Genomic DNA, 26997 nt, shown 5'->3' with positions numbered 1-26997 from the left:
CAACAGGTATTCTTTACTATTCCAGGTACTATGAAAATAAACACAATATCAGTCCAGTTACCGCATGTTCGCTACCAGCGGTGCCATGAATGCGATTACCTTTTCTCGCTTCCGGCGCTGAAACGGACGCAAACTGCACATTGCCCGCGCTGTAACGCCAAAGTGGAAAAAGGCAAAGTTTGCTCCCTTCCCCGGCTGATCACTATGGCCATCAGCATTTTGCTGCTGATGCCTTTCGCTTATACCGAACCACTGATCAGCATCCGTCTGCTTGGCACGCGTATCGACGCCAGCCTGCTTGAAGGCATCTGGCAGATGTCGCGTCAGGGCGATCCGGTCACGGCAAGTATGGTCGCGTTTTGCACCATCGGTGCGCCGCTGACACTCGCTGTTTCAATTCTTTATCTGCATTTTGGCAGCAAGCTGGGGATGAATCTTAAACCTGTATTGCTGATGCTTGACCGCCTGAAAGACTGGGTGATGTTGGATATTTATCTGATTGGCATGGCGGTCGCCAGCATCAAGGTCAAAGAATATGCGGATATCAATGCCGGAGTTGCACTGGCCGCGTATCTGATGATGACTGTGATGGTCACACTGACGATGATTAATCTTAATATTGAGCAGCTGTGGGAGGAGTTTTATCCGCAGCGCAGGCCAAAGGGCGTACCGTCTTCACTGCGTTTGTGCATCGCCTGTAAATTTACCGGATTACCGGATGAACGCGGGCGCTGTCCACGCTGTCATGTTCCCATGCAACAACGCTACAAACACAGTCTGCAAAAAACCTGGGCGGCGTTGATTGCGGCCATGATGTTTTTAATCCCGGCCAATTTGCTGCCGATTTCCATCATTTACGCCAACGGGCAGCAACTGAAGGACACTATTTTCTCCGGTGTCGTTTCGCTTGCCACTTCAGGGAATATTCCGATTGCCGCGATTGTGTTTATTGCCAGCGTACTGGTGCCTTTTACTAAAGTGATTGTGATGCTGACACTGTTACTCAGCATCCATTTTAAAGCGATTCAGGGACTGAAAACGCGCATCCGTTTACTGCGACTGGTCACCTGGATAGGACGCTGGTCGATGCTGGATTTGTTTGTTATTTCATTAATGATGTCGCTGGTAAACCGTGACCAGCTTTTGTCTTTTACTATGGGTCCGGCCGCCTTTTACTTTGGCTCTGCCGTAATTCTGACCATTCTTGCCGTTGAATGGCTTGATAGCCGCTTGATTTGGGATGCACATGCAACAGGAAACGCCGAATACACCGACTGAAGCACGGATAAAACACAGGCGCCGGATTTCGCCTTTCTGGCTTCTGCCGTTTATTGCTTTACTGATCGCCGGATGGCTGATTTACAGCAACTATCAGGAGCGTGGAAATACTGTCACGATCGATTTCCAGTCAGCAGCGGGTATCGTTGCGGGCCGTACTCCTGTGCGTTATCAGGGGGTTGAGGTTGGGACAGTAGAGTCCATCAGTCTGACCAAAGATCTGCGTACCATTCAGGTAAAAGTCAGTATCAAAAGCGATTTGTCTGACGCCCTGCGCGAAGGCACACAGTTCTGGCTGGTGACGCCAAAAGCCTCACTGGCCGGGGTTTCCGGCCTTGATGCGCTGGTGGGCGGTAACTACATCGGCATGATGCCCGGCCCCGGCAAAGAGAAAGATCATTTCGTCGCGCTCGATACCCAGCCTAAATTCCGCCTGAATACCGGCGAGCTGATGATTCACCTGCATTCAAAAGATCTGGGCTCACTGAGCACCGGCTCCCTGGTGTATTACCGCAAAATCCCTATCGGGAAAGTTTACGATTACGACATTGAAAGTGGTAATGACGGCGTCACGATTGATTTGCTGATCGACAAGCGTTTTGCCGGTCTGGTGAAAGACAACACGCGCTTCTGGAACGTATCCGGTTTTAAAGGCGACTTCAGCCTGAGTGGCGCGAAAGTGCAAATGGAAAGTCTGGCCGCGCTGGTTAACGGAGCCATTTCAATGGATTCGCCAAATGATGGTAATCCGGCCAAAGCAGACCAGTCTTACGTGCTGTATCCGGATCTGGCGCAGAGCCAGCGTGGGGTTGAAATCAATCTCGATTTGCCGAACGGCAACGGCTTGTCAGAAGGACAGACACCGCTGATGTATCAGGGGTTGCAGGTCGGTACCCTGACCAAAGTCACTTTGCAACCCGACAATAAAGTTACCGGTAAACTCACTGTTGATCCTTCGGTAATCGACATGATGCGTACCGGGACGCGTATCGAAATGAACAGCCCGAAAATTAGTTTGAACAACGCTAATATCAGTCAGTTACTGACGGGTAATACGCTGGAACTGATCCCGGGCGATGGGGAACCGCAAAAGCATTTCGTGGTGCTTGACAGTAACCAGCGCCTGCTTCAGAACCCCGGTACCGTCAAGATTCAGCTGATTGCGCCGCAAAGCTATGGAATTGATGCGGGGCAGCCGATCAAGCTTTACGGTATCAACGTCGGCTCGGTGATTGACCGCACGCTGACTGATGAAGGCATCCTGTTTAATGCCGCGATCAAGCCGGAATATAAAAATCTGCTGCACAAAGACAGCAAGTTTGTGGTCAACAGCCGCGTGGATGTGAAGCTGGGTATTGATGGCATGGAAGTGTTGGGTGCCAGCGCACAGGAATGGGTCGATGGGGGTATCCGCCTCATTCCTGGCAGTAAAGGTGAACCCGTTCAGAAATACCCGCTTTACAGCAACGCGGAAAAAGCCGCTGAAGGTATTCAGGGAGATCAGCCAGGTGCCACACTGACATTGACGGCGAAAACCCTGCCAGATATTCAGGCAGGATCAGTGGTGCTTTACCGTAAATTCCAGGTCGGGCAGATTGTGAATGTTCGCCCGAAAGCGAACGAGTTTGAAGTGGATGTGTATATTCAGCCGCAATACCGCAATCTTCTGTCTGAGAAAAGCATTTTCTGGGCTGAAGGTGGTGCCAAAGTGCAGCTCAATGGCAGCGGTCTGACCGTTCAGGCCTCGCCGCTGGATCGTGCGCTGAAAGGCGCCATCAGCTTTGATAATCTTGAAGGTGTCTCCACCAGTAAAGGCGTGAAACGGGTTCTGTATGATTCAGAAACCGCGGCCCGCGCTGTCGGCAGCCAGATAACGCTGAACACTTATGATGCCAGTAAGCTTTCTGCTGGCATGCCAATACGCTATCTGGGCATCACAATTGGTCAGGTCGAATCACTGAAGCTCGATCCGCAGCTCAATCAGGTTTCGGCCAAAGCCGTGTTATATCCGGAATTTGTGAACGACTTCGCCCGTCGCGGTTCTCGCTTCTCGATTGTTTCTCCGGAGATTTCAGCCGGTGGTGTCAGTAATCTGGAAACCCTGCTCCAGCCTTATATCAACGTTGAAGCAGGCAAAGGCGTTCCGGCGCGCAATTTCGACCTGCAGGAATCTACCATTACCGATTCCCGCTACACCGACGGTCTTGGCATTGTTGTTGACGCAGCAGAAGTCGGTTCATTGCAAATCGGCACGCCAGTGTTGTTCCGTGGCATCGAAGTAGGTACGGTCTCGGGCTTCTACCTTGGCGCGATGGCCGACCGGGTAAACGTGACGTTGAGGATCAGTAAGAAATACCAGTATCTGGTGCGCGAAAACTCGGTGTTCTGGCTGGCATCCGGTTATGACCTTCAATTCGGTCTGACCGGCGGCGTGTTCAAAAGCGGCACATTCCAGCAGTTTATCCGTGGCGGTATCGCTTTTGCGACCCCACCGACAACGCCGCTGGCGCCGAAAGCCAGCAATGGCAACCATTTCCTGCTCAATCCGGAAGCGCCAAAAGACTGGCAGAAATGGGGAACGGCAATCCCCAAAAATTAACCAATATGATTTTCATCAAGGCCACCTTCGGGTGGCCTTTTCGTTTCCTGGTTACGACTGAAGCCCCTCCCTGCGCAGGTAAATATGCTAAACTCCGCGGCTGAAAACTTATTCAGTTCTGGAACCGCACTCTTGTCAAAGCTCACCACTGCCAGCAGTTTTGCTGATAAATTACCCGCCGCTTTTCTGGAAGCCACTCGTGCAATCATGCCTGCCAGCCTGAGCATGGAGGATTTTATCGCTGCCTGTCAGCGCCCTCTTCGCCCCAGCCTGCGGGTCAATACCCTCAAAATCAGCGTGGAAGATTTCCTTACACTGGCCGGCAGTTATCAGTGGGATTTAGAGCCTGTGCCGTGGTGCACCGAAGGTTTCTGGATCAACCGCCATGCCCTGGATGAATCGCGTTTAGGCAATGCGTTGTCTCATCTTGCGGGGTTGTTTTATATTCAGGAAGCCAGCTCAATGCTGCCGGTCACTGCGTTATTTGCTGATGGCACTCAGCCGACGCTGGTGATGGATGTCGCCGCCGCACCGGGTTCAAAAACCACGCAGATTGCGGCGCTGATGGAAAATCAGGGCGGCATAGTTGCCAATGAATATTCCGCAAGCCGGGTAAAAGTTCTGCACGCCAATATCAGCCGCTGCGGTGTCAGCAATACAGCACTCACCCACTTTGACGGGCGCGTATTTGGTGCCGCATTACCGGAAACTTTCGATGCCATTCTGCTTGATGCCCCCTGCTCGGGCGAAGGCGTTATCCGTAAAGATCCTGATGCCATGAGCAACTGGTCTGAAAACAGCGTGTCGGAAATTGCTGCCACGCAGCGTGAACTGATCGACAGCGCTTTTCATGCGCTGAAACCGGGCGGTGTTCTGGTTTATTCAACCTGCACCCTTAATGCGCAGGAAAACCAGCAGGTCTGCCAGTGGCTGCTCGAGACTTATGCTGATGCGGTGGAAAGTGAATCGCTGGCAGACTTATTCCCGGGTGCGAGGAAAGCGGTGACGCAGGAAGGCTATCTGCACGTATTCCCTCAGGTTTATGACAGTGAAGGTTTCTTCGTCGCGCGTTTTCGCAAAACGGACTCCGTACCGCGCTTGCCTGTTCCGGGATACAAAGTCGGTCGTTTCCCTTTCTCTCCGCTTTCCCGTCAGGACAGTGCAGAAATTATCAAAGCTGCCGGTCAGTCCGGACTGTTATGGCAGGAAAAACAATATACGTTGTGGCAACGCGACAAAGAGATCTGGATATTCCCGGCAGTTCTGGAACCGCTGTTTGGGAAAGTGCGCTTTTCGCGTATTGGTATCAGGCTGGCTGAACGCTTTCCGAAAGGCTTCCGCTGGCAACACGAAGCCGTGGTGGCATTCAGCGATACTGAAACTAAAAACCGTTTTGAAATTGACGATGAACTGGCGCAAAGCTGGTTCCGGGGCGTCGATATTTATCCGCAAACTGCCCCACCGGCAGATGAATGTCTGGTGACATGGCTCGGCCAGCCGTTGGGATTAGCGAAACGAATCGGAAGCCGGATTAAAAATAGTTTGCCGCGTGAGCTGGTCAGGGATGGCGCGGTTCGTCCGCAGACCTTATCGAACGATTAATTAATTTAAACTTTTTGCAAACTTCTGTGCCATAAGATCATCGTGATGGCGCAGAATATTCTACCTAATCATTATCTTTAACGATTAAAAACTCATCCTGACAAGCATTTTGGCGAATTCTGTACAACGTCGTGTTTAGGTGAAATAGGGGTGACAAAGTGTATGGAACCCTTACTTAGGCAACATTTTATGCCGAATATAGTAGATAATTATTTATATTATCAAGAAAGATTTATTGAATTATAAGTAGGAATAATCCTACCGTGACATGTATTATTGCCATCAAGATAACATTGCTAGTGATATATCATTTTCAGATATAAATCTTAATGCCTGATGTTGAGTAAAGACCTGCCAGTCGGAGAAGTGTCATGTCGGATGAAATGAAACTCGAATCAGCAGATGGGCTGCTATTACAGCAAATGGCCAGCCTGCGGGATATCATCGATAACAATTCTGACTGGATCTGGGAAGTCGATACGCAGGGGCGTTATGTTTTCTCTTCCAATAAATGCATCGAGTTTCTCGGTGTTCCACCTGAAAAAGTATTAGGCAAAACGCCTTTTGACTTCATGCCACCTGATGAAGCCAAACGGGTTGGCGAGCAGTTTGCTGCTATCGTCGAACGACGCGCGCCATTCGGCGGTTTGCTAAACCGTAATATTCGCCCTGACGGGACGGAAGTCATTCTTGAAACCAGCGGTGTTCCGCTGTTTGACAACGAAGGTAATTTCCGGGGTTATCGGGGGATCGATCGTAACCTGACCAGCCTTGATCAGGCTCCGGGTCAGCGCCTCTTCCAGCTTGAAACCATTTATTCCAATGCGCCGGTCGGCCTGTGTTTTATCGACCTGCAAATGCGCTACGTCACCGTAAACGATGCCATGGCAAATATTATCGGTTTACAACCTTACGAAGCGATTGGTCGTAAAGTCGGCGTGTTTCTGCCCGGTCTTTCTCCGTTGCTCAATAATGCACTTGAACTTGCGAAGCGAAATGAAACCACGCCGGACCGCGAATTTTCCGTTCCCGGTAAGAATCAGGTTTTCTTTGTACGTATCAAAGCCGCCTGTGATACGCAGAATCAGCTTAATGGTCTTTCCGTCGCGATGACCGACATTACCAGCCTCAAACGTATGGAAAGAGCACTGCGTGAAAGCCAGGAGCATTACCGTAATATGGTTGAGCTGAACCCGCAAATCCCGTGGACAGCCGATCCGCGCGGTCTGCTCAACGACGTCAGCTCGCGCTTCCAGCGGATTACCGGCATGACGCGACAGGATATTCTGGCAGATAAGTGGATCCAGAGTATGCATGTGGAAGACCGTCGTGCTGCCGTACAAACCTGGGAACATTGCCTGAAGACCGGCGCCCCCCTGGATATTGAAGTTCGTTTCTGCCACGTAGACCGCGGCTGGAACTGGATGCGCATTCGTGCCGCAGCGAGCTATGCCGCCGACGGCTCCATTCAGCGCTGGTATGGCACCGCCGAAGATGTGCATGAACGTAAGTTGCTGGAACTGAAACTGGTCAAAGCTAACCGCCGTCTGGAAATTCAGGCGCGCACGGACTCGCTGACCAAATTGCCGAACCGCCGTGAATTTAAAAAAGTGCTCAGCCATGAATATATGCGTGCCAAGCGTAACCGCACGCCGCTGACCGTGGTGATGATCGACATCGATTACTTCAAACATTTTAACGATCACTACGGCCATCTTTCCGGTGACGCCTGTCTGCGTCTGGTCGCCCGTACATTACGAAAATCACTCAAACGCAGCACCGATGTCGTGACACGTTTTGGCGGCGAAGAATTTGCTGCGATTCTGCCGGATACGGATTTGAAAGGGGCGTGGATTGTGGCGCAGCATATTATGGAATCCATTGAAGTGCTGGGCATCAAACACAGCTTCAGTGAATTTAATCGCGTGACCATCAGCCAGGGAATTGCGACCTATATGCCAGATCAGGATCCAGACATTGAGGATCAGTCGGATATTGTGAGTGCCGCTGATGAAGCGCTGTACCTCTCAAAAAACAACGGTCGCAATCAGATTAATGCCATGCCCGTCTCGGTAAGATTCAATAAACTTTAATCCTCTGTACAGTCAGTCGTGCGCTATCTGCCGCGCGGCTGGTCACCTTTCCCTCCTCATTTTTTTGCCTGTTTTATGCAGCAGTAAAATTCAGGTGGCACTTTTTGTGCTGTCGTCTATCCTCATATAAGGGCGGCCAACTGGTCATACCTGATGTTGTTGAAATTACTCGCGTCACTCTGGCAAGGGGTACCTGATGGGAAAATCGAGCATAAGAATTGGTAGCTACGAAATTGACGATGCGCATCTGTCAACGCCTGAAGCAAAAGGCGGCGATAAAGTGCACATCCCGTGCAAATCAGATCCTGATTTGTGTATGCAACTTGATGCCTGGGACGATCACACCAGTGTCCCGGCAGTGGTCGATGGTCGTCACTCTGTGTTGTACAAGGAGAAGTATGACGAACAGAAAGATGAGTGGATAATGCGACTGGAGTGATACAGCATGGCGAACGGGATGATGTTCGCCATGCCGCTTGCGTTCACTCAGCGTTTTCAACCAACGAAATACCCCGTCCGGCAAAAAAGCGGGCGAAGACTTTCACCGGTAACGTGACATCCTGCTGTGTGGAAATATCATGACCGGAGGGATTATGAAAGGTCACAAACTCTCTGTCGGCACGCGTCACCAGCACCAGATGCCCGCCTTTACGCGGCGGAACAGTCTCCGGAATACGAACCGACGGATGCACCGAGGCAATGAAGAACAGGTGATCTACCATTTGTGCAGCAATATCCTCAGCAGCAATTCCCACTTTAACTACTGCGGTCATCCCCAACTCCTGGCGAACATACTCAACAAAAGGTGCATAAATCAACCCCTTAATGTTGTCGCCATCACGAACATACGCGCCATATGGCAGACTGCGCTGAGTCAGATTAAGAACAGGCACCACTTTTCCGGAAACCGCCGCCAGCACCATTTTCAGGCAACACATCCCACAAACATGGTTTGCCCACTCAATAAATTCCTGCTGGGTTGATGCGCCAGACTGGGCCCATAGTTTGATATCACTCAGTTCGAGTTCACCGGCAATAATTCCGGCAGCACAGTCAGGGTCTTCCCACTGGCTGAAATAAGGTATTCCTGAAAGGGTTGCAAAAGCGCGTTGATTTACTGAATTCACTGACATGACATATTCCTGAACGGCAGATCGACAACATCAGGTTGATCATATAGCTGGCTGGCGAGATTTAAGGCCTGATTTTCCTTATCAGGCCCCTCAGATATTTAGAACTTCTCTATCATCCGGAACTTCATCAGTAACAATGGCATAGTGGGTTCAAACATCTCGTACTCTTCGAAGAAACGCTGATGCTCAGCGCGCCAGTAAGCCAGCGTGCGATCACCTTCACCTTCTTCCCAGGCATGTTGCTCTGTCACCTGATCAAAAGGAACTTGTTTCACTTCGGTCAGTTGTACGGCACACACCGGATTATTGCGACCATCGACCACCACAAAGATTTCGCCAGGTTCTGGTTCCGGGTCATCATCCAGGTTTGAACAGGTGGCGGTTTTTGTGCCTGCAATAACACGTTTAGCCAGTTCGTCTGCTGACGACTCGGTATCACCAAACGACCAGCGCTCTGCATCCCTGTATTTAAGTGGGATCTGCGGAATCATAATTTATCCTTTCAATTGAGATAGTTCACTACTATGACAGTTAAACATTAGCACAAAAAAACCCGCCGTAGCGGGTTTTAAAAGCCAGAAATGCGTTCTACGGTTTGCAGTTATCCGGCATCGCTACCGGCCACTGTCTTGCGCTGCCAGCGCCGTATAAAACGGCAATGCCGCATTCCTTATCGATCCTTGCAAGCGGTTTACCCGTTTTATCAATCATCATTGACATCGCAGGCGTTGAAACGACGGCAACGCCGCTGTCAAACGGTGAGACGGCACTGAATAGCGGTGCAATGGCAAAGTTACCCTGTACATCGACAAAACCGTAATTATTGTTCGTTTTGGCGAATGCCAGGCCATCCACAGGCAAACCTAAGTCGGCATAAGCAATGCCCTCAGCTTGTTTACCCTGGCCGTTTATCCAGGTTTTCATGCCGTCTGCGCGTGTCAGTACAGCATGATCATTCACCATCAGGCTGGCATTCCCCTGTACCGTCAGTACTAATTTACCGGTGTTGTCGACATAACGGGTCGCTGGCGTACCATCCTGCGGGTCGTTAGAGACAGACCACGTGCTGGCTGACGGCATTGTCCACCTGCCCTCGGGCATAGCCGCAACCCGCACACCTTTATCATCGATCAGCTCATACCCTGCCGGCGTCGAACGCAAAGCACGGCCCTGCACAAAAGCAGAACTTTGGGCTTCCGCTACGGGCTGAATTTGCCATTCTCCTTGCGCAGAAAGATAACCTTCCTGCGGCTTACGGGATAATTTTACCCAATCGCCCAGCGCGCTGATACGGGTTTGCTGTTCGTGCAGTTCAATGTTGCCTTGGGGATCCAAAAGCCAGGACTGCCCTGCGACAGAGGTGGCAAGAATGCGTCCATCACTGAACTGAGTGACTGATAACCCCGCCGTTGGTGCGACTCTCGCTTTCGCATCATTGCCAATGATTTCAGCAATCACACTGGATTCGGCTTGGTCAGGAGCGGCCGGTTGCGTCAGCAGCCAGAGCGCAGAATTAATACGTTTTGCTTTAGCATACTTCGCTTCAACAATGATTTTACCCTGACCGTCCACAATGCCCCATAAGCCTCCCGGTGCTCTGAACGCCGCCAGACCATCGGCGTAGTCACCCACATCCTGATAAGAGGGCTGAACAACCGTTTTCTGTGTGTTGACATCAAAGATGCCCCACAGCGCGCCTTCGGCAGCGGTTTCGCGAAAACGGAACCAGCCGTTACCCACAGACTCAATCTCGAATACGTTGGGCAAATCATAATGCTTACCCGCGTGATCCAGTGCGGTCAGCTTGCCGTCCAGATAATCAAGCGCATAGCCATGAACAAAGGGCGAAATATTGTCTTCGGTCAGCGGGATAACAATTTTCCCCTGAGCATCGACAACACCGGTTCCCTCAGCCGTTCTGACAATAAACTGTTCGATATTACCGTCTGCGTCAGCAGATTGAATATCCTGCCATTTGCTGTCGAGCTGAAGTGAACCGTCCGGGCGCAGGAAACCGGCACCGTTTTTACCGCTTCCGGATTCGGGACGAATCAGTGCCAGTGGCGATTGTGCAGAAGTAACATCATTTCTGACATAGAGAGGCTCAATCCGGCTGCCATCAAGGGCGCTGATATTCTTCTGATTCAGTAACGCCTTTCCTGATGCATCAACAATATTGACGACATCACCCTGGTCGTTGCGCAGCCATAAACGGTGGTTGATCACTTCTGCGCTGGTAATTTGCGCCAGCCAGCCCACATTCTGTGAGCCTCCGATGATGCCGCCAGAAGGTGCAACAATCGCGTTAACCTTTTTCGGATCACCTTTGGTAGTGATCAGATATTCACCCGTGCTGTGCTCCCAGGGCTCACTGCCCGCAGGCAGCAAAAGAGGTTGTTTACGTCCCGGTACATACAATGTAAGAGCGTCTTTGGTGACGGGATTCAACACGTAATCACCGGAGACACGGAGCGAAGAGGCCTCGGCTTCGCTAAAGGTGGCGATAACCACAGCGGAATTATCAAGTAATTTGATCCCTTCTGGGGTTTTCGCCAGCCAGAAAGCGCCGGTTTCTTCACTGACCGACAAGTACTTCTGTTCGTCCGGCACACCGTCGGTGCGAATTAAGGTAATTCCTTCCGCATTTTTCGCCAGGGCGACAGAAGAGTTTTGCGGATCAAGGGTGATTGCGCTGTATTGCGGCAGAACGCGCCAGGTAAGATTGCCATCAATGATGCCGTAACCTTTGCTGGCATCAAAAGCGATAAAGAGATCTTTCGGGCCAAACGGTTCAACCACTTCCATTTTGTCGGTAGCCACATGACGGACACCATCAGGCGAAAGCAGAACGCTGTTAAACGTCAGACTCAGGCGGGCCGGAATGCCGTCACTCAGGGTGGCGTCATCCACTAATTCATCCAGCGCTTTACCGACCTGGGCACCTTTGTGGTCAATAATTTGTGGTTTACCTCCCGCCGTCACCACGGCCAACCCGGATTCGGTAAAGGGCTGGACGCGATCAAAGGCCGGCGGAATCATCCAGTTTCCTGTCAGATCGATGAATCCCCACTTGCCCTGTTGCATGGCAGCGGCGGCACCAAAATGATAGTCACCGACTTTTTCAAAAACAGGTTTAATGACCAGTTGCCCCTGATTGTCTAAAAAGCCCCAACGCTCGCCATTTGCATCTGCAGCAGGCAAAAGCACTGCTGCACGGCCTTCATGGACATCACGGATACATAAATTCTGAACCACAGGCAATGCATTATGCCTTTGTGCATCCGCCTGCGCCGCAGATAACGGCGCAAAGCAACTGTCGGGCTCTGCCGCGATTGCAGCGGATGTCAGCGTCAATAAGGCCAGTGTACTGCTGGTATTCAGAGCACAACGGAGTGCATTTCTTAGCCTTGAAGGTTTGCTGACAATCATTAATTACCTCCGGTACCGCATGCAGGAGCCTTGGCTGGCCAGAGATAAGCCCCCTTAGCATCCACAATGACACGCTGATTACAGCGCACCTGAATTTTCGCCTGAACAGCGCCATCACTGTTTAGCAAACTGACCACACCTTTACCCCCTGCCCAGGCATGTTTCTCGCTGAAATCATTTGCCCAATCGAACTTAGGCAAAATAGCGAAACGCCCTGTGGTATTGATGTAACCTAGCAAATTGCCATAGGTCGATTTCTTCATGGCGGTAGCAAAATTATTGCTCATTGCACCAACCTGATCAAAGTAAGAACCGATCAGTTTCTTGCCTTGCTGATCAACAAAACCATACAGGCCCTTGCTATCACGCAGAGGGATGACGCCAGAGTTGGCTTTATCCGCCTGCAGGCTGTCGAGTCCGGCGAAACGCTGAATCTCATTGCCGTCGTTGTCATACAACACAGTTTCGCCTGTAAGGTCGTCATTCATGACCAACCGTGCCATCGAGTTCAATGCCTGGGCCTGTTCAAAACCGTCTAACGGAACCGCGCCATGATCATTAATCAATGTGACGCGGCCATCACTGACCGCGCGGCTCAGATTAAGAGGCGGGATGAAATTGAATTCAGCGGTATAAAGTGGTGGGATTTGCCAGTCGCCCTGACTGTTAATCGCCCCAAAATGAGGGGAAAAACTGAGCATAACCCAGTCGCCATCAACAGAACTTGAAGATGCAGTAATTGCCTTGCTGACAGGGAAACGCCCTGCGCTGTCGAGCAATGCAACACCACCTTCGGAAGGTTGAACCAGCCAGTGGTTGCGGCCCACAGGCTGCGGCCTTGAGAGCAAATCTGTGGCTAAAGCCTGACCGTTTTCAGCGCTGTAGAGGCTGTAATGGCTGGCAAGCGCACCACGTTCACCAGGCTGATCGTTATCAGAAAGCGTAAAGGCACCCTGCCCGATATACTGGAATTTACCGCTACGGCCCGCATCAGGCGCAATCGCCCAACTGCCGTCGGTTCTGATCACGCCCCAGCCCGTATCTGTCTGCGCCAGGGCATAACCGTCATTGAAGGAATCAATCTGGATAAACTGAGGTGCAGCTTTATTGCTTTTACTCGCGATGTCCCATAAACCCCAGCGTTGGGCATCTTTTTCGCCCCCGGTATAAAACAGCAGTCCGGATGACAAACGCTGAGCGCTTTGCTGAATATTTGCCGGAACGTCTATCGCGTTACCGCTGCGATCAATAAGGTGCTTAACGTCTGTATTGCCATTGTTGTCAGTGGCCCAGGTATAGTCGCCGTTAAACGGGGTGATTTGCGTAAAGACTGGCTGGATAACCCATTTCCCTGCGGCATCGATCGCGCCAACTTTTTTGTTTTCAGTATGGATGATCAACGGAGCCTGAGAAGCCTCTCCTTCAACCGATGCCCACTGAGGATCGGAAAGCACGTTCCCCTGGGAGGTGAGGATTGCGGGAGGTTTTGTCGCATCAACAGGCGTCAGAACTGCCCATGGCAGGCTTTGCGCCGTATCTGTGGTTGCTTGCGCCAAAGCATTGATGTCATCGGTCATCGGCGTCGTGGCCAATGGTCTTAACTGATAGTCTTTCAGCGCTGTCAGCGTGGCGTCATTAAGAAGCGCTACGCCGTTATTGTCATAGATCTGCGCGACCTGAGGCGTTTTCCCCTCAGTTTGCATCACCCAAAGACGGTTGCCCTGTTGCAGAACTTGCGGCTTATTCACTTTCAGAGAAGCAACCTGATTATCAGCACCGATAATCACAATGCCTTTACTGCCCGTTCCCAGCGTAGCTTTACCCCAGGCGAGGATGTTTTCAGATTGATCTGCAGGAATATCCTGCACTTTCTCCAGCTTATTGTTGAGCAGCTGTTTGCTGCTATCCGCAGTTGTAACCAGCCAGCTACCTGAAGCCAGCGGACGTACAGATTTATATTGCTCTTTATTTAACGAAACACCCTGCCGGTCAACGAACATCCAGACGTTTTTGGTTTTCACCGCAACGACATCACCACTAAATTGCGGCTCGTCGCGGGTTTTCAGGATCATCGGGTCAATCGCCCAGTCACCATTTTCGTCGAGATATCCCCAGTAACCGTCTTGCGCAGAATCACGCTTTTTAGCTGGAATCAGCCCGGACTGAGGCAAATCCAGTGCGATGACATCATCAGGCAGAGAAAGGGAACGATTTGTGGAAGCATTCCACAAGGCAGGCGAAACTTGCGTTTGCACACTTGCCAATGCCTGACCGCGCGCAAATCCCTGGCTGTCGAGAGAAACGGCAAACGGCAGCGTTTTTATCACTGCACCTTTGCGATCAATCAGTACCAGACGGTTATCGGTCACGACCAGCGCGGTACCTTGTGCATTGAAATCGGTTGCCCGCGTAAATTTAGGTTCAATAACCCAGTGGCCTTTCTTATCGATATAGCCAAATTTATCGCCTTTTTTCGCAGCAGCCAGGTCGTTCACAAAACCCCGGGCTTCACTGAAATCAGGCTTGATCACCATATGCCCGGTGGTATCCACGTACCCCCACAACGGTTCGCGGGATAACCCGACCTGCACAGGAGAAAGCCCTTGCTGGAAAGGCAACTGGCAATCCTTGGCCGTTTTTGCATTGCTACACGCCCGTAACAGTGCGTCATCCGCATGTACCGGCAGGCTAAAAAAAGCATTCAGAACCAGGGATAACGCACTGAAGTTTCTGACATATTTGAATTTTTCGGAGCAATTCATCCGATGCCCTTATAACTGGATAAAATTAGAAAGTGTAGCGCCCGCATTTTTTTCATCACCCGCAGAATGGGCGCGTGAGACGGTAAAAAAACCGATAATAATCAATTTAAAGCGAGCGCACATGCCATACGCCTATAGGGTGTCAGCTTGTGAAAGAAAAAGCAGCTATTTTATTACTCTGTAACGAATGAATACATATTATCAATTCTCGGAAAGAGACGCCCTGTGTGTTACCGCTCACCTGCATTACTCACCCGCCGATAACCTGACAGCAACATTCCAACCTCCTTACTAGAAATTAGATCATTTTCATTTACATGTGTTTGAGTGGCTAACAATTAATCTTCGGAAGATTATTACAACTCTTGATTAAGGTCATTATTTCCCCCTCTTTTGTCTGGTTTTATAGATTCCAGAGCGTTGTGTGACCAATATCACTCCCGGTCCGGGTGGCGTCAAACCTGGCAGTGTTCGGTTACAGCGTATTTCAGGTGTTTTATCTTATTGGGGGAAGTCATGCCTATCGTTCGAGCCAGATTGAGTCTGTTTGGTGGCGACACCGTCGTCATACGTTGTTCAGAAAAATGTCACATTCATCTGATGTGTGAAAATGATGTTGAGCGAAAAGGACGTCACTCAGGTTTCGGCGATATTTTGACGGTGAATGATCAAAATACGGCTTATGTGGGGATCCCTTATAAAGGCATCTGGAATGTTCTTATCGATTCCCAGTGTGACTCACTGGAGCACTCAATAAGTTATATGCCCGCCTGAAATCCGCTATTACCTCCTCGATTCTGCTGCTTTATCTGAGACCTTTATCAGGCGGATGGAAAACCATTTGCCTGATATTTCATGAATTACCAGTCAGCCCGGTCTGCATCACAACGGTACAGTTAACCGCTGACACCATCCAGCAGCAAAATGTTGAATTGCGTAACGTCGCGGAAAAAACTTTAGTCTGTCACATCAATTACATACCGTTATTGAATTGAACATTCCATAATTTTCAAAAGTCCTTTTTTTGCCTGATTTATGTATTGCCAGTCCGGATTTCACATTGCATTCTGTCAAAGGTAATGACATGGCACCGGTCATATTGGCCGGATTTCTTTCAGGCAAAAAACAGATCCTTATAATGAATAATAAATCACTTTGCACCATCGCTGACGTAGCGGATCTCGTTCCGCAATTGCGCCAGGTTCGCCAACACCTGCACCAACACCCTGAACTTTCCAATGAAGAATCTGCAACCGCAGCACTGGTCGCTGAAAAACTCGAATCTCTAGGCTATCAGGTGACCACCGCCGTGGGCGGATACGGCGTCGTCGGCTCAATGAAGCATGGAAACGGGTCACGCAGCATTGGCATCCGCGCAGATATGGATGCCCTGCCCATCACCGAACGAACAGACTTGAGCTACTCCAGCCAGTTTCCTGGAAAAATGCATGCCTGCGGCCACGACGGCCATACGACGATGTTGCTGGGTGCCGCTGAACAGCTTGCACGCAGCAAAAACTTTTCCGGCACCGTGCATCTTATTTTCCAGCCCGCTGAAGAAATTGGGTTTAACAGCGGTGCGGAGCGCATGCTGGCCGAACAGTTGTTTGAACGATTCCCCTGTGATGCCGTCTACGGGCTGCATAATCATCCCGGCTATCCGGTCGGCAAAATGATGTTCCGTTCTGGCCCGTTTATGGCAGCCTGCGACACGGTCAACATCACTATTCATGGTAAAGGCGGACATGCAGCCCGCCCGCATATGACCGTAGATCCTATACTGGTTGCCAGCAGTCTGGTCATCGCCCTGCAGTCTGTTATTTCGCGCAATATCGACCCTAATGACACAGCGGTTGTCACCATCGGTTCATTACATTCAGGGCATGCGGCAAATGTCATCCCTGAAACTGCACGCCTTGAAATGAGTGTTCGCTCCTTCGATCCCGAAGTCCGCAAAACGCTTGAGCAACGTATCCGCACTCTGGCGGAGAATCACGCTGCCGGTTACGGCGCCCGCGCTGAAATTGAATATGTTCCCGGATATCCGGTGCTGGTGAATCACGATCAGGAAACGGCATTCGCGGTGGAAGTGGCAAAAGAACTGCTGGGTGAAGAAAACGTGGTCGATAATCTTCCGCCAATTTCTGGCAGTGAAGACTTTGCGTATTTCCTGCAGCAGAAGCCCGGCTGCTTCCTGCGTCTGGGCAACGGAGACAGCGCGGTGCTGCACAATCCGGCCTACAACTTTAATGATGATAGCCTGAGCTTTGGCACTGCCTACTGGACGCGTCTGGTGGAGCGCTATTTAGTCGATTAACGGCAAAAACCGAACCAGCGCATGCCGAGGTGGAAGTGATTGGCATGCGCTGCGTTGTATTCCGGCCCGATGGAATTGCCAAAATACGGGCAGCTCTCTGAAAATAATGTCCGCACATACTCCCCTTCTGCGCCGGGCTGAGGCCATTGTTTCAGCACCGTAAGATGGCGCCCGTCAGCCAGCGAGAAACCGGCAATATCCAGCGCTTGCGCCGTAGCGTGTTCGCTTAGCCGGGCGTCGGGCTTGTTATAGACGTTCCTGCAGGCATAACTGCCCAGATGATCAATACGCACCAGCGGCGAACCTAATTCCCGAGTGGCCAGCGGTTTCGCCACCTGCGCGACAAACATTGCGCTGCTCAGTGCAAGGCGACAGCTCGCCAGATAACTCGAACTCAATGAAACATCACCAAATCCGCGAACGCGCACAGAATGAGTCAGCGGACATTTCCCGCCCATATTTCCGGCGCTGTTAAACTCAATCATCCCCTCTTGCTGAGCCCGTTCAAGCACAGCCAGACATTCCTGAGGATTGTTATCCAGCTTCCTTAATTTGTAGCGGGTGATCAGATTCGGCGGGTCATTAATAGTTATCGGTGTGAAAGGATTATATTCAGAAGGCACATGACGGTTTATCCACGGGCCACTGAACCAGGCAATGCCGATAATCGCAATGAAGCTAACCCAATATCGCATAGTGTTCCTTTAGCACCACTTAGGTTTAGCAGTACATTGTTTTTCACGCGGAATATTTTGAGTATAGCGCCTGAGTAAATAGTGATCTGACGGGGTTACAAGTCGGGAAATAAACTTACTTAGCTTTGACATAAATAGACATTGAGTTTGTTACTTTTATATCCGAAGACGATGTTTCTTCTCCTGTGTCCACTGTGAACTGTCCTTCATAGTGTGTAAGACCCTCGCATTACCCCTTTCAGCCCGCCCCGAGCGGGCTTTTTTTTATCGGCTATCTCGCACGTAAGTCATGAGTGACGCAGCAAAAGATGCTAAGCCGCGCCACCCGACACACTGAAAACCTTACTTATGCGTAAAGTCGATCACCATTCTGCCTTTAATTTTGCCTTGTTCCATTTCCTGGAAGATCGCATTGATATCGCCCAGCGGACGCTTTGTGACTTTCGGCACCACTTTACCTTCAGCGGCAAACTGGAAAGCCTCAGCCAGATCTTCACGGGTACCAACCAGTGAACCGACGACCTGAATGCCGTCAAGCACCAGACGAGGAATATTCAGGCTCATGGATTCCGGCGGTAAACCCACGGCGACAATACGACCGCCGGCGCGCATCGCATCCACTGCAGAGTTAAAAGCAGATTTCGCCGTTGCTGTTACCACCGCAGCATGAGCGCCACCGACTTTCTCCTGAATAATTTTTGCTGCATCGTCTTTCCGCATATTAATGGTCAGGTCAGCCCCCATATCGGCGGCAAACTCCAGTTGCTGATCATTAACATCAATACCGATCCCTTCATGCCCGAGGATTACGCCGGTTTTGTCACCGAAATCACCGTTTTTGACATGCAAATCCGTATGACATACACCACAGCACTCCATTCCCAAAAGTGCCTCACATGTTCCAGGTCACGCAGAGTCTTCTCCACGACGTCCACAGAGTGGTCTTTATTCACAACAGCAGCTTTCATTTTCATTTCCTTATCGTTGTGGCGGAACCTCAAAGTTACAACGCTATTTATCCGGCTGCAAATGAGAATGAAACGCTTTAACTATCAAGTTCAAAACGTTGGCGGAAAGTTTCATTTTCATTGTTGATGAGGAATATGACGGCTGATACTCAGGCAATAAGGAACAGGTTTTTACTATAATCATGAAAAAATCAATTGGTTAAAAAATTTAGCAGCGCTATGAAGGTGGTATATTCCCCCGCGGATTCACGTACTCTACGTACAGTCATAATTTAATGTGTATTAATTTTAACCACACAATTAACGGTCGGTAAGTCTGCTACCCATTTAAACCTGACTAAAACACTTAAAGGACTGGTAATTAGGATGCATATTAGTATTTCCCTATCATTAAGTAATATCCATACTTTTCAACACGAAAAACTCTCCCCATACTTTTCACTTTTATAAATAAAAAAACAGCTCAAGATATAAATTTTGATGCCGATAGTGAGATCAATGAAATATAAAAAAGCTGGCTCAGCTGTTTTATAAATTATAAAAAAAATCCGAAGCCTGTTCAGGGCGAATTTATCGTTTAAATACATGAGGATTCTAAAGTGAGATTTATAAGAGATATTAAAATACGAACAGTATTAATAACCATTCTCATCACTTTTTCACTTTTATGGGCCGGAGTATCAGGTTTCGCTTTATACTCACTTAATCAGTTAAAAAGTGAACTGAACTTCACCAATGTTCAACAGCAAAACGGTGACATCATCAATGGTGCCAATGCGCAGTATTACCGTGCAGTAACAGCGCTGGAACGGGCTATGGCTGGTTTAGAAAAAAACAATAACGGCATTTATGATATTGAAATAAAAGCCACGTTGATTGAATTAGAAAGTCTTAAAAAAGGGCTGGATCAATTTAAAAATATTGATCATGGCAATTTAGACTCCAACACCGTGGAGGATATCTATAACAGTTCCTTTACTCTTTTCAACAGTGCTGTATTCCCCATGTATGAATCAGCAGCAGTGAAAAATACAAGTCTGTTCACGTCTTTAAAAAATGATAAATATCTTCCGCTTAGACGTAACTTTAGTGCAGCCATAGAAAAATATAATGACAAAATTACCTCTCTTAACGCTGAAGCGAATCACAGAATTACCCAGTGGGTTGCATGGTGCCAATATATACTTATAGGTGCTATGGCCCTCAGCGTTGTCATTATGCTTTTGAGCGATCGTTATCTGGCAAACTTTCTTGTTAAACCATTAAACAAAGTGAAAGCTCACCTTGAATCATTGGCAACCGGCATACTTGATAGCAAAATTGCTTTCCAGGGTAAAAACTGCGTTGGACAATTAATACCTTATATCAACAAGATGCAGGATAACTGGGCAAAAACAGTATACGACATCCGAAACAGCGCTGATTCAATTTATAAAGGCTCCAGTGAAATCTCCACCGGGAATACCGATCTTTCCTCCAGGACGGAAGAACAGGCATCTGCACTTGAAGAGACAGCCGCAAGCATGGAACAACTGAGTTCAACCGTTCGACATAATGCAGATAATGCGAGTCAGGCCAGCACACTGGCAGAACAAGCAACTCAGGAGGCAAACCAAGGCGGTGTTATTGTAAACGACGTCATATCTACCATGGTAAAAATTAACGCCAGCTCGCATAAAATCGTAGAAATAATCAGTGTTATTAATGGCATAGCCTTCCAGACCAACATTCTTGCTCTTAATGCCGCTGTTGAAGCAGCACGAGCCGGAGAGCAAGGTCGGGGATTTGCCGTCGTTGCAAGCGAAGTAAGAAATCTGGCGCAGCGCAGTGGACAGGCCGCAAAAGAGATTGGCGTGCTCATTAATGAATCGGTTGAGAACATTCAGTCCGGGTCAGAACAAGTGACCCAGGCCGGGGGAGCCATGGAGAAAATCGTCAGCTCTGTCAGCCGTGTAAATGACATCATGAGCGAGATAGCGGCTGCATCGACTGAACAAAGCAAAGGAATAAACCAAATTGGTATAGCAGTCGTGCAAATGGATAGTGTTACGCAGCAAAATGCCGCACTGGTGCAGGAATCAGCCGCCGCCGCCGCCTCACTTGAAGAGCAGGCACGTCAGCTCACAGAAATTGTCTCGGTGTTTAAAATCGAAGGCAGAGCTCCCCTTTCTTCAGCGAGTCTTCTTCCCAAAAATAAAACACAAAAAAATAGCAGAGTCTTAACCACAGAAGATAGCGGCTGGACGAAGTTCTGATATTCCAGCCCTTCCTGACATGAATGGGAAGGGCTGGTTCGTCATTCTTGTGGGGCAATGTGACGGCGTTGAATCGGGAAGTTTTACTGTCAGACCCGTCCCCCGGGAGGACAGAGAGCGATGACCGGAAACAGAAATAAAAACCGAATTAAATGAAATTAAAAATAATCATTGCTAATATTTAACTTAAAAAAGCACCTACATCCAATAAGTTGTGTGTTTTTTTATGTTCAAACATTGCGCAATGTAACATCGCGATTATCCTTAAAATGAGTCATGAAAAGATTAATCCACAGTCGTTATACCCCGGGTGAGGTATATCGCATGCGGATTAATGAATATGCCCACCTGGTGGGGGGATTATTTTTAAGGATAAGCAATGAAGCTTAAATTGATAGTCAAAAGCCTTGCTCTGGCAGGGTTACTTTCATCAACCAGCCTCACACCGCTATTTGCCCAGGAAGCGCCAAAGGATGCTACGGCGGCGACCAAACAGGCCAATGACGCACTTTATAATCAGCTTCCTTTCTCCGACAACACCGACTTTACCAACGCACATAAAGGATTCATTGCTGCAATACCTGCAGAGGTGATCAAAGGTACCCAGGGGAATATTGTCTGGGATCCTCAGAAATATGCCTTCATCAAAGAAGGCGATAAGGCTCCTGAAAGCGTCAACCCAAGTCTTTGGCGACAGTCACAATTAATTAATATCAGTGGTCTCTTTGAAGTTACCGACGGGGTTTATCAGATCCGCAATATTGATCTTTCAAACATGACAATTATCGAGGGTAAAGAAGGGATTACGGTGGTTGACCCGCTGGTATCGGCAGAAACCGCGAAAGTGGGTATGGATTTGTACTATAAAAATCGCGGGCAAAAGCCTGTCGTCGCGGTGATTTATACCCATAGCCATGTTGATCATTATGGCGGCGTCCGTGGTGTCGTCGACGAAGCTGATGTGAAATCCGGTAAGGTAAAAATTTATGCGCCTGCCGGATTTATGGATGAAGCGGTCTCCGAGAATATCATGGCAGGCAATGTCATGAGCCGCCGAGCCAGTTACATGTACGGTAACCTGCTGAAACCAGATGCGAAAGGCCAGGTGGGTGCGGGTCTGGGCACCACGACATCTGCGGGAACAGTAACGTTAATTGCTCCAACCAACTACATCACCAAGACAGGACAGAAAGAGACGATTGATGGCCTGACTTACGATTTCATGATGGCGCCAGGCTCTGAAGCACCGTCTGAAATGCTGTGGTATATCGAAGAGAAAAAACTCATCGAAGCAGCAGAAGATGTTACTCATACCCTGCACAACACATACTCGTTACGTGGCGCAAAAATTCGCGACCCCCTCGCCTGGTCAAAATACATTAACGATGCCATTAACCGCTGGGGTGATAAAGCAGAAATCATCATGGCACAGCACCACTGGCCGACGTGGGGTAAAGATAACGTTGTCAGCCTGATGAAAAGTCAGCGCGATATGTATCGCTATATCAATGATCAGACGTTGCGCCTGGCAAATACCGGCCTGACACGTGATGAAATAGCCGCAAACTTTAAACTCCCGGACGGTCTGGCTAAAACCTGGGCAAGCCGTGGTTATTACGGTTCTGTCAGCCACGATGTAAAAGCGACCTATGTGCTTTATCTCGGCTGGTTTGACGGCAACCCGGCAACATTAGATGAACTGCCACCTGAGGAGGCGGCGAAAAAGTTTGTCGATTATATGGGGGGGGCCGATAACATCCTGAAAAAGGCCAAAGAAGATTACGATCAAGGGAATTACCGGTGGGTAGCACAGGTGGTGAGTAAAGTTGTCTTTGCTGACCCGAAAAATGAGGCTGCGCGTAACCTCGAAGCTGATGCACTGGAACAACTGGGCTATCAGGCCGAATCGGGACCATGGCGTAATTTCTATCTCACTGGCGCGCAGGAATTACGTAATGGCGTGCAGAAACTGCCAACGCCGAATACGGCAAGCCCGGATACGGTAAAAGCCATGTCGCCTGAAATGTTCTTTGACTATCTGGGTGTGCATATCAATGGTGAGAAAGCGGCGAATGCGAAAGCGGTGTTTAACGTTGATCTGGGCAGTGACGGCGGCAAGTACAAGCTGGAACTGGAAAACGGTGTGCTCAATCATACAGCCGATGCAGAAGCGAAAGACGCCGATGCCACTATTGTCCTGAACCGTGACACCCTCAACAAAATTATCCTCAAGGAAGTCACACTGAAACAAGCTGAAGATAAAGGCGATGTGAAGGTGACCGGCAACGGTGCGAAGCTGGATGAAATGCTGGGTTATATGGATAAATTTGAGTTCTGGTTCAATATCGTCACGCCATAAATAAAACCCCTGCGGTGTTTCTACCAAAGCTGCAGGGGAATTCAATTCAGGTGATCTTATGCGTCGGATATTCACACTCTTACCCTTACTTTTCCCCCTCGTTTCGGGTTATGTCCTGGCGGCCGAAGAACATACGCCGGACGCTGCGCAGGCGAATAACCCGCTGGCCAATATGACTGCATTCAATATGCAGAATTATTATATCGGCGACGTCAGCGGAACCGATAAAGATGCCAACCAGTTCTGGTTCCGTTATGCCCAGCCATTTTCGCTGGGTGAAAGTCACTGGCTACTGCGCGGCTCTTTACCTGTAAACACATACCCTTCACCTCCCTCTGGCGGCCATAAAACCGGCACAGGTGATCTTAATCTTTTCGCGTCATGGTTGATTGATACCGGCAATCCTGCTGTCAGCTTTGGCTTTGGACCGCAAATCACTGCCCCTACAGCAAGCGATGATTCATTGGGCACAGAGAAATGGTCAGCGGGCTTGGTCAACGTGTTATTTGATGCGAGTTCACCAAAATTTCAATACGGCTACCTTGCGTCATGGCAGCACAGTTTCGCCGGAAAAGACGATCGCAACGATGTTCATCTCGGGACATTCCAGCCATTTCTCTTTTACCAGTTAGGGGGCGGGACTTATCTTCGCGCAGCACCTATATGGGTTTATAACTTCCAGAATGACAGTTATAGCGTCCCCATGGGGCTTGGGATTGGGCAGGTCATCAGGCAGGAAAAAACCGTCTACAACTTCTTTATCGAACCACAAGGCTCAGTAGCAGATCACGGACCTGGTCAGCCCAGATGGCAGATTTTTGCCGGGCTGAACCTGCAGTTTCTCTAGTTTACTCCGTTCGCTGAAACATAAGGGGAATGGCTGCCATGCTTACGCGGGTGCAACGTTCCCCTTTCTTATTATGGTAACGGGAAGGGGTTTAATGGGTTGTTTTAAAGGTAGGTTATTGATTTAAAGAATGATCAAAAAAACAACCAAACACTCATTCAATTTATTAAAATCAATAAGTTTAATGAATAGGAAGCGCGTCAGTCGAGCGCCTGGTCGTTCATTGACGCCGGATCTTCCAAGGGTTCTACGTGAGTGGTGATATGGATAAAAGGCAGTGCTGTGCGGATATCATTCTCTATACGCTCAGCCCAGTCGTGCCCATGTTGAACAGTCCATAGCCCAGGAACGAGGATGTGCAGTGTCATAAACGCGCGCCCGCCCGCCTGGCGTGTGCGCAGCGCATGGAAATCGAGCCCCTGCTCACGGTATCCCGCCAGCAGCGACTCGATTTTTTCGAGTTCTTCAACGGGTAGCGAGACGTCCATCAGACCCGCAGCTGAACGGCTCATGAGCTGATAACCGGTCCACACGATGTTGGCCGCGACCAGCAATGCAATAACCGGATCGACCCATAACCAGCCGGTCAGATAGACCAGTCCGACGCCCAAAATGACCCCGACCGACGTCCAGACATCGGTCAGCAGGTGGTGAGCATCTGCCTCAAGCGTGATCGAATTGTGCTGCTTGCCAGCCCTTAACAATATTCGTGCCGTCACAAAATTAAGAACGGATGCAACCACAGAAACCAGTAGTCCGACACCAACCGCGTCGAGTGGCTGTGGGGCCAACATACGATCAACGGCGGTATAGGCAATACTGGCTGCCGCCAATAGGATCAAGAACCCCTCAAAAGCGCTCGAAAAATATTCGGCTTTACCGTGTCCATATGCGTGCTTATCGTCGGCCGGAAGTGCAGCCAGGGTCAGCATCCAGAGCGCCGTCAGGGCTCCCGCGAGGTTGACCACGGATTCGATGGCATCAGACAGCAGACCGACCGAACCGGTCATTTTCCACGCCACACCTTTTAGTCCGATGGTGGCAATCGCAGTGGCAATGGACAGCCAGGCGTAGCGCGTAAGGGATGGCGTCAATGCTTTGTTTTTACTCATTATTTCACCCTGTAATGGACGGCAAACTAAATTATTGCCACATCAAAAATTAATCACTTAAGTCAGGTGTACCATTTTTATATGCTTCAATTAAAAGATGCAAAACTCCCATCGCACCATGTGCATAAAAATAGACCTCAGTGAAATTAGAAAACCACATATAATAAGCCCAAATCCTGAAGTAATGTGCATCCAGGTTATAACCCCTTCAAGACTATGTTCAGCAATTACTTCGGTCTCTGTCAGATTAGCGTTAATAATTTCCGACAGTATTAAAAATGCCATCATGGTGTGAAGAATACGAAAAAAAGTAGCATATTCATGGGGTAACAGACTCCAGACTCGCAATTTCATTAATGAGCTCTTAGCATATTTACCCATAGTCTGAATCATACAAAAGAATTATTAGCATAACCTTAATTCTGAAAATTTCAGCAGACATTAGCTCACTTCATGATACTGATACCCATGAAATAGGAATGATAACTATTATTATGATTTATTCTCTTCTTGTTACTCAGCAGATCCCCTATATATAATTTTAGTTTGCAGAATAATAATACTGAGTTCATTCTCAGTTCTGCCAGCAGAAAAACCAGATGGCAGCCCGGCACGCTTCGAGCGGATAGCATTACCCAAGCATTCTGGCGCGCGGTAAAAAAACGGTGTATCACGGAGCGAAAGCCCGCAGTCTTGCTTCCCGGCTTTACGAGCGTGAATACGGCGCGGAATTTGCTCAGAAACTATTGGGGCATAAATCGATGAAAATGACGAACGTTTATCCTGATAGCCGCGGTACCGAGTGGACGGAGATATAGACAGGATTTAGGATTTAGGATTTAGGATTTAGGATTTAGGATTTAGGATTTAGGATTTAGGATTTAGGATTTAGGGAGATGCTGAAATTATCTTTATAAATCAAATAGTAAAAAAAAGACCGAATACGATTCCTATATTCGGTCTAGGGAAATGGCTCTTGGGAGAGAGCCGTGCGCTAAAAGTTGGCATTAATGCAGGCGGTTAAGCCGTACAACTTAAAGAGTAGACGACAGATGACTATTTTCCACCCAGTTTGAAACATAGTGATAATAGCAATGATGTATTATTTTCATTGTGTGACAACATACGCAAAACATGGGATTTACATCAGTCAGTTATCGTCGGCACGGCTGTTCAGCAAAGCGACTGAGCTTTGGCAATAAAAGGGGCCAGACTCATTTTTTGCCCTGGGTTCTGCGGATCGTCCAGCCAGATTTTCTCCAGTGGCACAGCCTGAACCTGATGGTTTTTTACCTGCTCTTTCGCCACGTCATTGAGAGGATATTGCGCCAGCGTGCTGTCGTTAATCACATACAGCGCATTACCGGGGCGGCATTGCAGCATGACTTCTTCACGGGTAAAGGCCCAGGCTTTGCCGTATTGCAGACGGCTGATCGTTTCCAACTGGGGTGCCGCAAAGCTGCTGGCAGATAAGGTCAGCAGCACACAAGCTAGCAGTGTTTTCCTCATAATTTTTCCTCGGTGATATTAAATTTCCTGGTACTTATT

Annotated in this window: 18 protein-coding genes and 1 pseudogene; 11 read left to right on the top strand and 8 right to left on the bottom strand. The window is 49.1% G+C overall.

What is annotated here, in order from left to right; all coding sequences use genetic code 11:
• The first annotated feature begins 30 nt into the window (after window positions 1-30).
• From yebS to EX31_RS24845, 5 genes are all read left to right on the top strand, one after another.
• Window positions 31-1278 carry a membrane integrity lipid transport subunit YebS gene (yebS, locus tag EX31_RS24865; RefSeq protein ID WP_037037453.1) on the top strand — a complete coding sequence of 416 codons (1248 nt, stop codon included), beginning with the start codon at window positions 31-33 and terminating at the stop codon, window positions 1276-1278.
• Window positions 1247-3877, top strand: coding sequence for a PqiB family protein (locus EX31_RS24860; RefSeq protein WP_037037452.1), 2631 nt, complete (start codon window positions 1247-1249; stop codon window positions 3875-3877). Before yebS ends, EX31_RS24860 begins: the two co-directional genes overlap by 32 nt.
• Before the next feature lie 84 nt (window positions 3878-3961).
• Window positions 3962-5479 carry a 16S rRNA (cytosine(1407)-C(5))-methyltransferase RsmF gene (gene rsmF / locus EX31_RS24855; RefSeq protein WP_037037450.1) on the top strand — a complete coding sequence of 506 codons (1518 nt, stop codon included), beginning with the start codon at window positions 3962-3964 and terminating at the stop codon, window positions 5477-5479.
• A gap of 371 nt (window positions 5480-5850) precedes the next feature.
• Entirely contained in the window at window positions 5851-7572 is a 1722-nt protein-coding gene (locus EX31_RS24850; protein WP_013576156.1) for a sensor domain-containing diguanylate cyclase, read from the top strand.
• Window positions 7573-7768: 196 nt separating this feature from the next.
• Window positions 7769-8011 (top strand): YebV family protein, encoded by a 243-nt coding sequence (locus EX31_RS24845; RefSeq protein ID WP_013576157.1) that lies wholly within the window; start codon window positions 7769-7771, stop codon window positions 8009-8011.
• 43 nt (window positions 8012-8054) lie between these two features.
• Here EX31_RS24845 and EX31_RS24840 read toward each other — a convergent pair whose 3' ends face one another.
• The 4 genes from EX31_RS24840 to EX31_RS24825 all read right to left on the bottom strand — a co-directional run bounded on the left by EX31_RS24840 (window position 8055) and on the right by EX31_RS24825 (window position 14896).
• On the bottom strand, window positions 8055-8705 hold the full coding sequence (locus EX31_RS24840; protein WP_037037448.1) for a hypothetical protein: 651 nt from the start codon (window positions 8703-8705) through the stop codon (window positions 8055-8057).
• Between the two features lie 98 nt (window positions 8706-8803).
• The gene (locus tag EX31_RS24835) at window positions 8804-9196 is read right to left on the bottom strand and encodes an ASCH domain-containing protein (protein WP_013576159.1); all 393 of its coding nucleotides are present in this window, start codon (window positions 9194-9196) and stop codon (window positions 8804-8806) included.
• 97 nt (window positions 9197-9293) lie between these two features.
• Window positions 9294-12134 (bottom strand): WG repeat-containing protein, encoded by a 2841-nt coding sequence (locus tag EX31_RS24830; RefSeq protein WP_037037445.1) that lies wholly within the window; start codon window positions 12132-12134, stop codon window positions 9294-9296.
• Window positions 12134-14896 carry a WG repeat-containing protein gene (locus EX31_RS24825; RefSeq protein ID WP_037037443.1) on the bottom strand — a complete coding sequence of 921 codons (2763 nt, stop codon included), beginning with the start codon at window positions 14894-14896 and terminating at the stop codon, window positions 12134-12136. The genes EX31_RS24830 and EX31_RS24825 overlap by 1 nt, the downstream gene beginning before the upstream one ends.
• A gap of 516 nt (window positions 14897-15412) precedes the next feature.
• On the opposite strand from EX31_RS24825, the gene EX31_RS25695 reads away from it, so the two are divergent.
• A complete protein-coding gene (locus tag EX31_RS25695; protein WP_013576162.1) occupies window positions 15413-15670 on the top strand; it encodes a DUF1883 domain-containing protein in 258 nt (85 codons plus the stop codon).
• Between the two features lie 364 nt (window positions 15671-16034).
• On the top strand, window positions 16035-17213 hold the full coding sequence (locus EX31_RS24820) for a M20 aminoacylase family protein (RefSeq protein WP_037037535.1): 1179 nt from the start codon (window positions 16035-16037) through the stop codon (window positions 17211-17213).
• Here EX31_RS24820 and EX31_RS24815 read toward each other — a convergent pair.
• Complete coding sequence (locus EX31_RS24815; protein ID WP_037037442.1) at window positions 17210-17908, bottom strand: extensin-like domain-containing protein; 699 nt, start codon at window positions 17906-17908, stop codon at window positions 17210-17212. The two genes, EX31_RS24820 and EX31_RS24815, sit on opposite strands and share 4 nt — an antisense overlap.
• Before the next feature lie 342 nt (window positions 17909-18250).
• A pseudogene (locus EX31_RS24810) lies at window positions 18251-18876 on the bottom strand (zinc-binding dehydrogenase).
• A 599-nt stretch (window positions 18877-19475) separates the two neighbouring features.
• Here EX31_RS24810 and EX31_RS24805 point away from each other — a divergent pair.
• From EX31_RS24805 to EX31_RS24795, 3 genes are all read left to right on the top strand, one after another.
• A complete protein-coding gene (locus EX31_RS24805; RefSeq protein ID WP_037037440.1) occupies window positions 19476-21131 on the top strand; it encodes a methyl-accepting chemotaxis protein in 1656 nt (551 codons plus the stop codon).
• Window positions 21132-21510: 379 nt separating this feature from the next.
• The gene (locus EX31_RS24800; protein ID WP_037037438.1) at window positions 21511-23490 is read left to right on the top strand and encodes an alkyl/aryl-sulfatase; all 1980 of its coding nucleotides are present in this window, start codon (window positions 21511-21513) and stop codon (window positions 23488-23490) included.
• Window positions 23491-23548: 58 nt separating this feature from the next.
• Window positions 23549-24337, top strand: coding sequence for a hypothetical protein (locus tag EX31_RS24795; RefSeq protein WP_037037435.1), 789 nt, complete (start codon window positions 23549-23551; stop codon window positions 24335-24337).
• 200 nt (window positions 24338-24537) lie between these two features.
• On the opposite strand, the gene EX31_RS24790 is transcribed toward EX31_RS24795, so the two are convergent.
• The gene (locus EX31_RS24790) at window positions 24538-25449 is read right to left on the bottom strand and encodes a cation diffusion facilitator family transporter (protein WP_037037432.1); all 912 of its coding nucleotides are present in this window, start codon (window positions 25447-25449) and stop codon (window positions 24538-24540) included.
• Window positions 25450-26114: 665 nt separating this feature from the next.
• Between EX31_RS24790 and EX31_RS25690 the strand changes: the two genes are divergently transcribed.
• Window positions 26115-26267 carry a tyrosine-type recombinase/integrase gene (locus tag EX31_RS25690; protein WP_072012305.1) on the top strand — a complete coding sequence of 51 codons (153 nt, stop codon included), beginning with the start codon at window positions 26115-26117 and terminating at the stop codon, window positions 26265-26267.
• Between the two features lie 355 nt (window positions 26268-26622).
• Here EX31_RS25690 and EX31_RS24780 read toward each other — a convergent pair whose 3' ends face one another.
• Window positions 26623-26958, bottom strand: a complete 336-nt coding sequence (locus EX31_RS24780) for a YebY family protein (protein WP_013576173.1) — start codon at window positions 26956-26958, stop codon at window positions 26623-26625.
• Window positions 26959-26997: the final 39 nt, after the last annotated feature.

Source organism: Rahnella sp. WP5, from assembly GCF_000745615.1.
Lineage (GTDB): Bacteria > Pseudomonadota > Gammaproteobacteria > Enterobacterales > Enterobacteriaceae > Rahnella > Rahnella aceris.
The sequence above is the reverse complement of the archived record's forward strand: the minus strand, read 5'-3'. Positions and strand labels throughout refer to the sequence as shown.

Excerpts from the sequence above, each read along its gene's own strand:
- EX31_RS24830 (WP_037037445.1), bottom strand. The coding sequence starts at position 12,134 with ATGATTGTCAGCAAACCTTCAAGGCTAAGAAATGCACTCCGTTGTGCT.
- EX31_RS25695 (WP_013576162.1), top strand. The coding sequence starts at position 15,413 with ATGCCTATCGTTCGAGCCAGATTGAGTCTGTTTGGTGGCGACACCGTC.
- EX31_RS24790 (WP_037037432.1), bottom strand. The coding sequence starts at position 25,449 with ATGAGTAAAAACAAAGCATTGACGCCATCCCTTACGCGCTACGCCTGG.
- EX31_RS24815 (WP_037037442.1), bottom strand. The coding sequence starts at position 17,908 with ATGCGATATTGGGTTAGCTTCATTGCGATTATCGGCATTGCCTGGTTC.
- EX31_RS24800 (WP_037037438.1), top strand. The coding sequence starts at position 21,511 with ATGAAGCTTAAATTGATAGTCAAAAGCCTTGCTCTGGCAGGGTTACTT.
- yebS (WP_037037453.1), top strand. The coding sequence starts at position 31 with ATGAAAATAAACACAATATCAGTCCAGTTACCGCATGTTCGCTACCAG.
- rsmF (WP_037037450.1), top strand. The coding sequence starts at position 3,962 with ATGCTAAACTCCGCGGCTGAAAACTTATTCAGTTCTGGAACCGCACTC.
- EX31_RS24795 (WP_037037435.1), top strand. The coding sequence starts at position 23,549 with ATGCGTCGGATATTCACACTCTTACCCTTACTTTTCCCCCTCGTTTCG.
- EX31_RS24850 (WP_013576156.1), top strand. The coding sequence starts at position 5,851 with ATGTCGGATGAAATGAAACTCGAATCAGCAGATGGGCTGCTATTACAG.
- EX31_RS24840 (WP_037037448.1), bottom strand. The coding sequence starts at position 8,705 with ATGTCAGTGAATTCAGTAAATCAACGCGCTTTTGCAACCCTTTCAGGA.
- EX31_RS24845 (WP_013576157.1), top strand. The coding sequence starts at position 7,769 with ATGGGAAAATCGAGCATAAGAATTGGTAGCTACGAAATTGACGATGCG.
- EX31_RS24780 (WP_013576173.1), bottom strand. The coding sequence starts at position 26,958 with ATGAGGAAAACACTGCTAGCTTGTGTGCTGCTGACCTTATCTGCCAGC.
- EX31_RS24825 (WP_037037443.1), bottom strand. The coding sequence starts at position 14,896 with ATGAATTGCTCCGAAAAATTCAAATATGTCAGAAACTTCAGTGCGTTA.
- EX31_RS24820 (WP_037037535.1), top strand. The coding sequence starts at position 16,035 with ATGAATAATAAATCACTTTGCACCATCGCTGACGTAGCGGATCTCGTT.
- EX31_RS24860 (WP_037037452.1), top strand. The coding sequence starts at position 1,247 with ATGCAACAGGAAACGCCGAATACACCGACTGAAGCACGGATAAAACAC.
- EX31_RS24835 (WP_013576159.1), bottom strand. The coding sequence starts at position 9,196 with ATGATTCCGCAGATCCCACTTAAATACAGGGATGCAGAGCGCTGGTCG.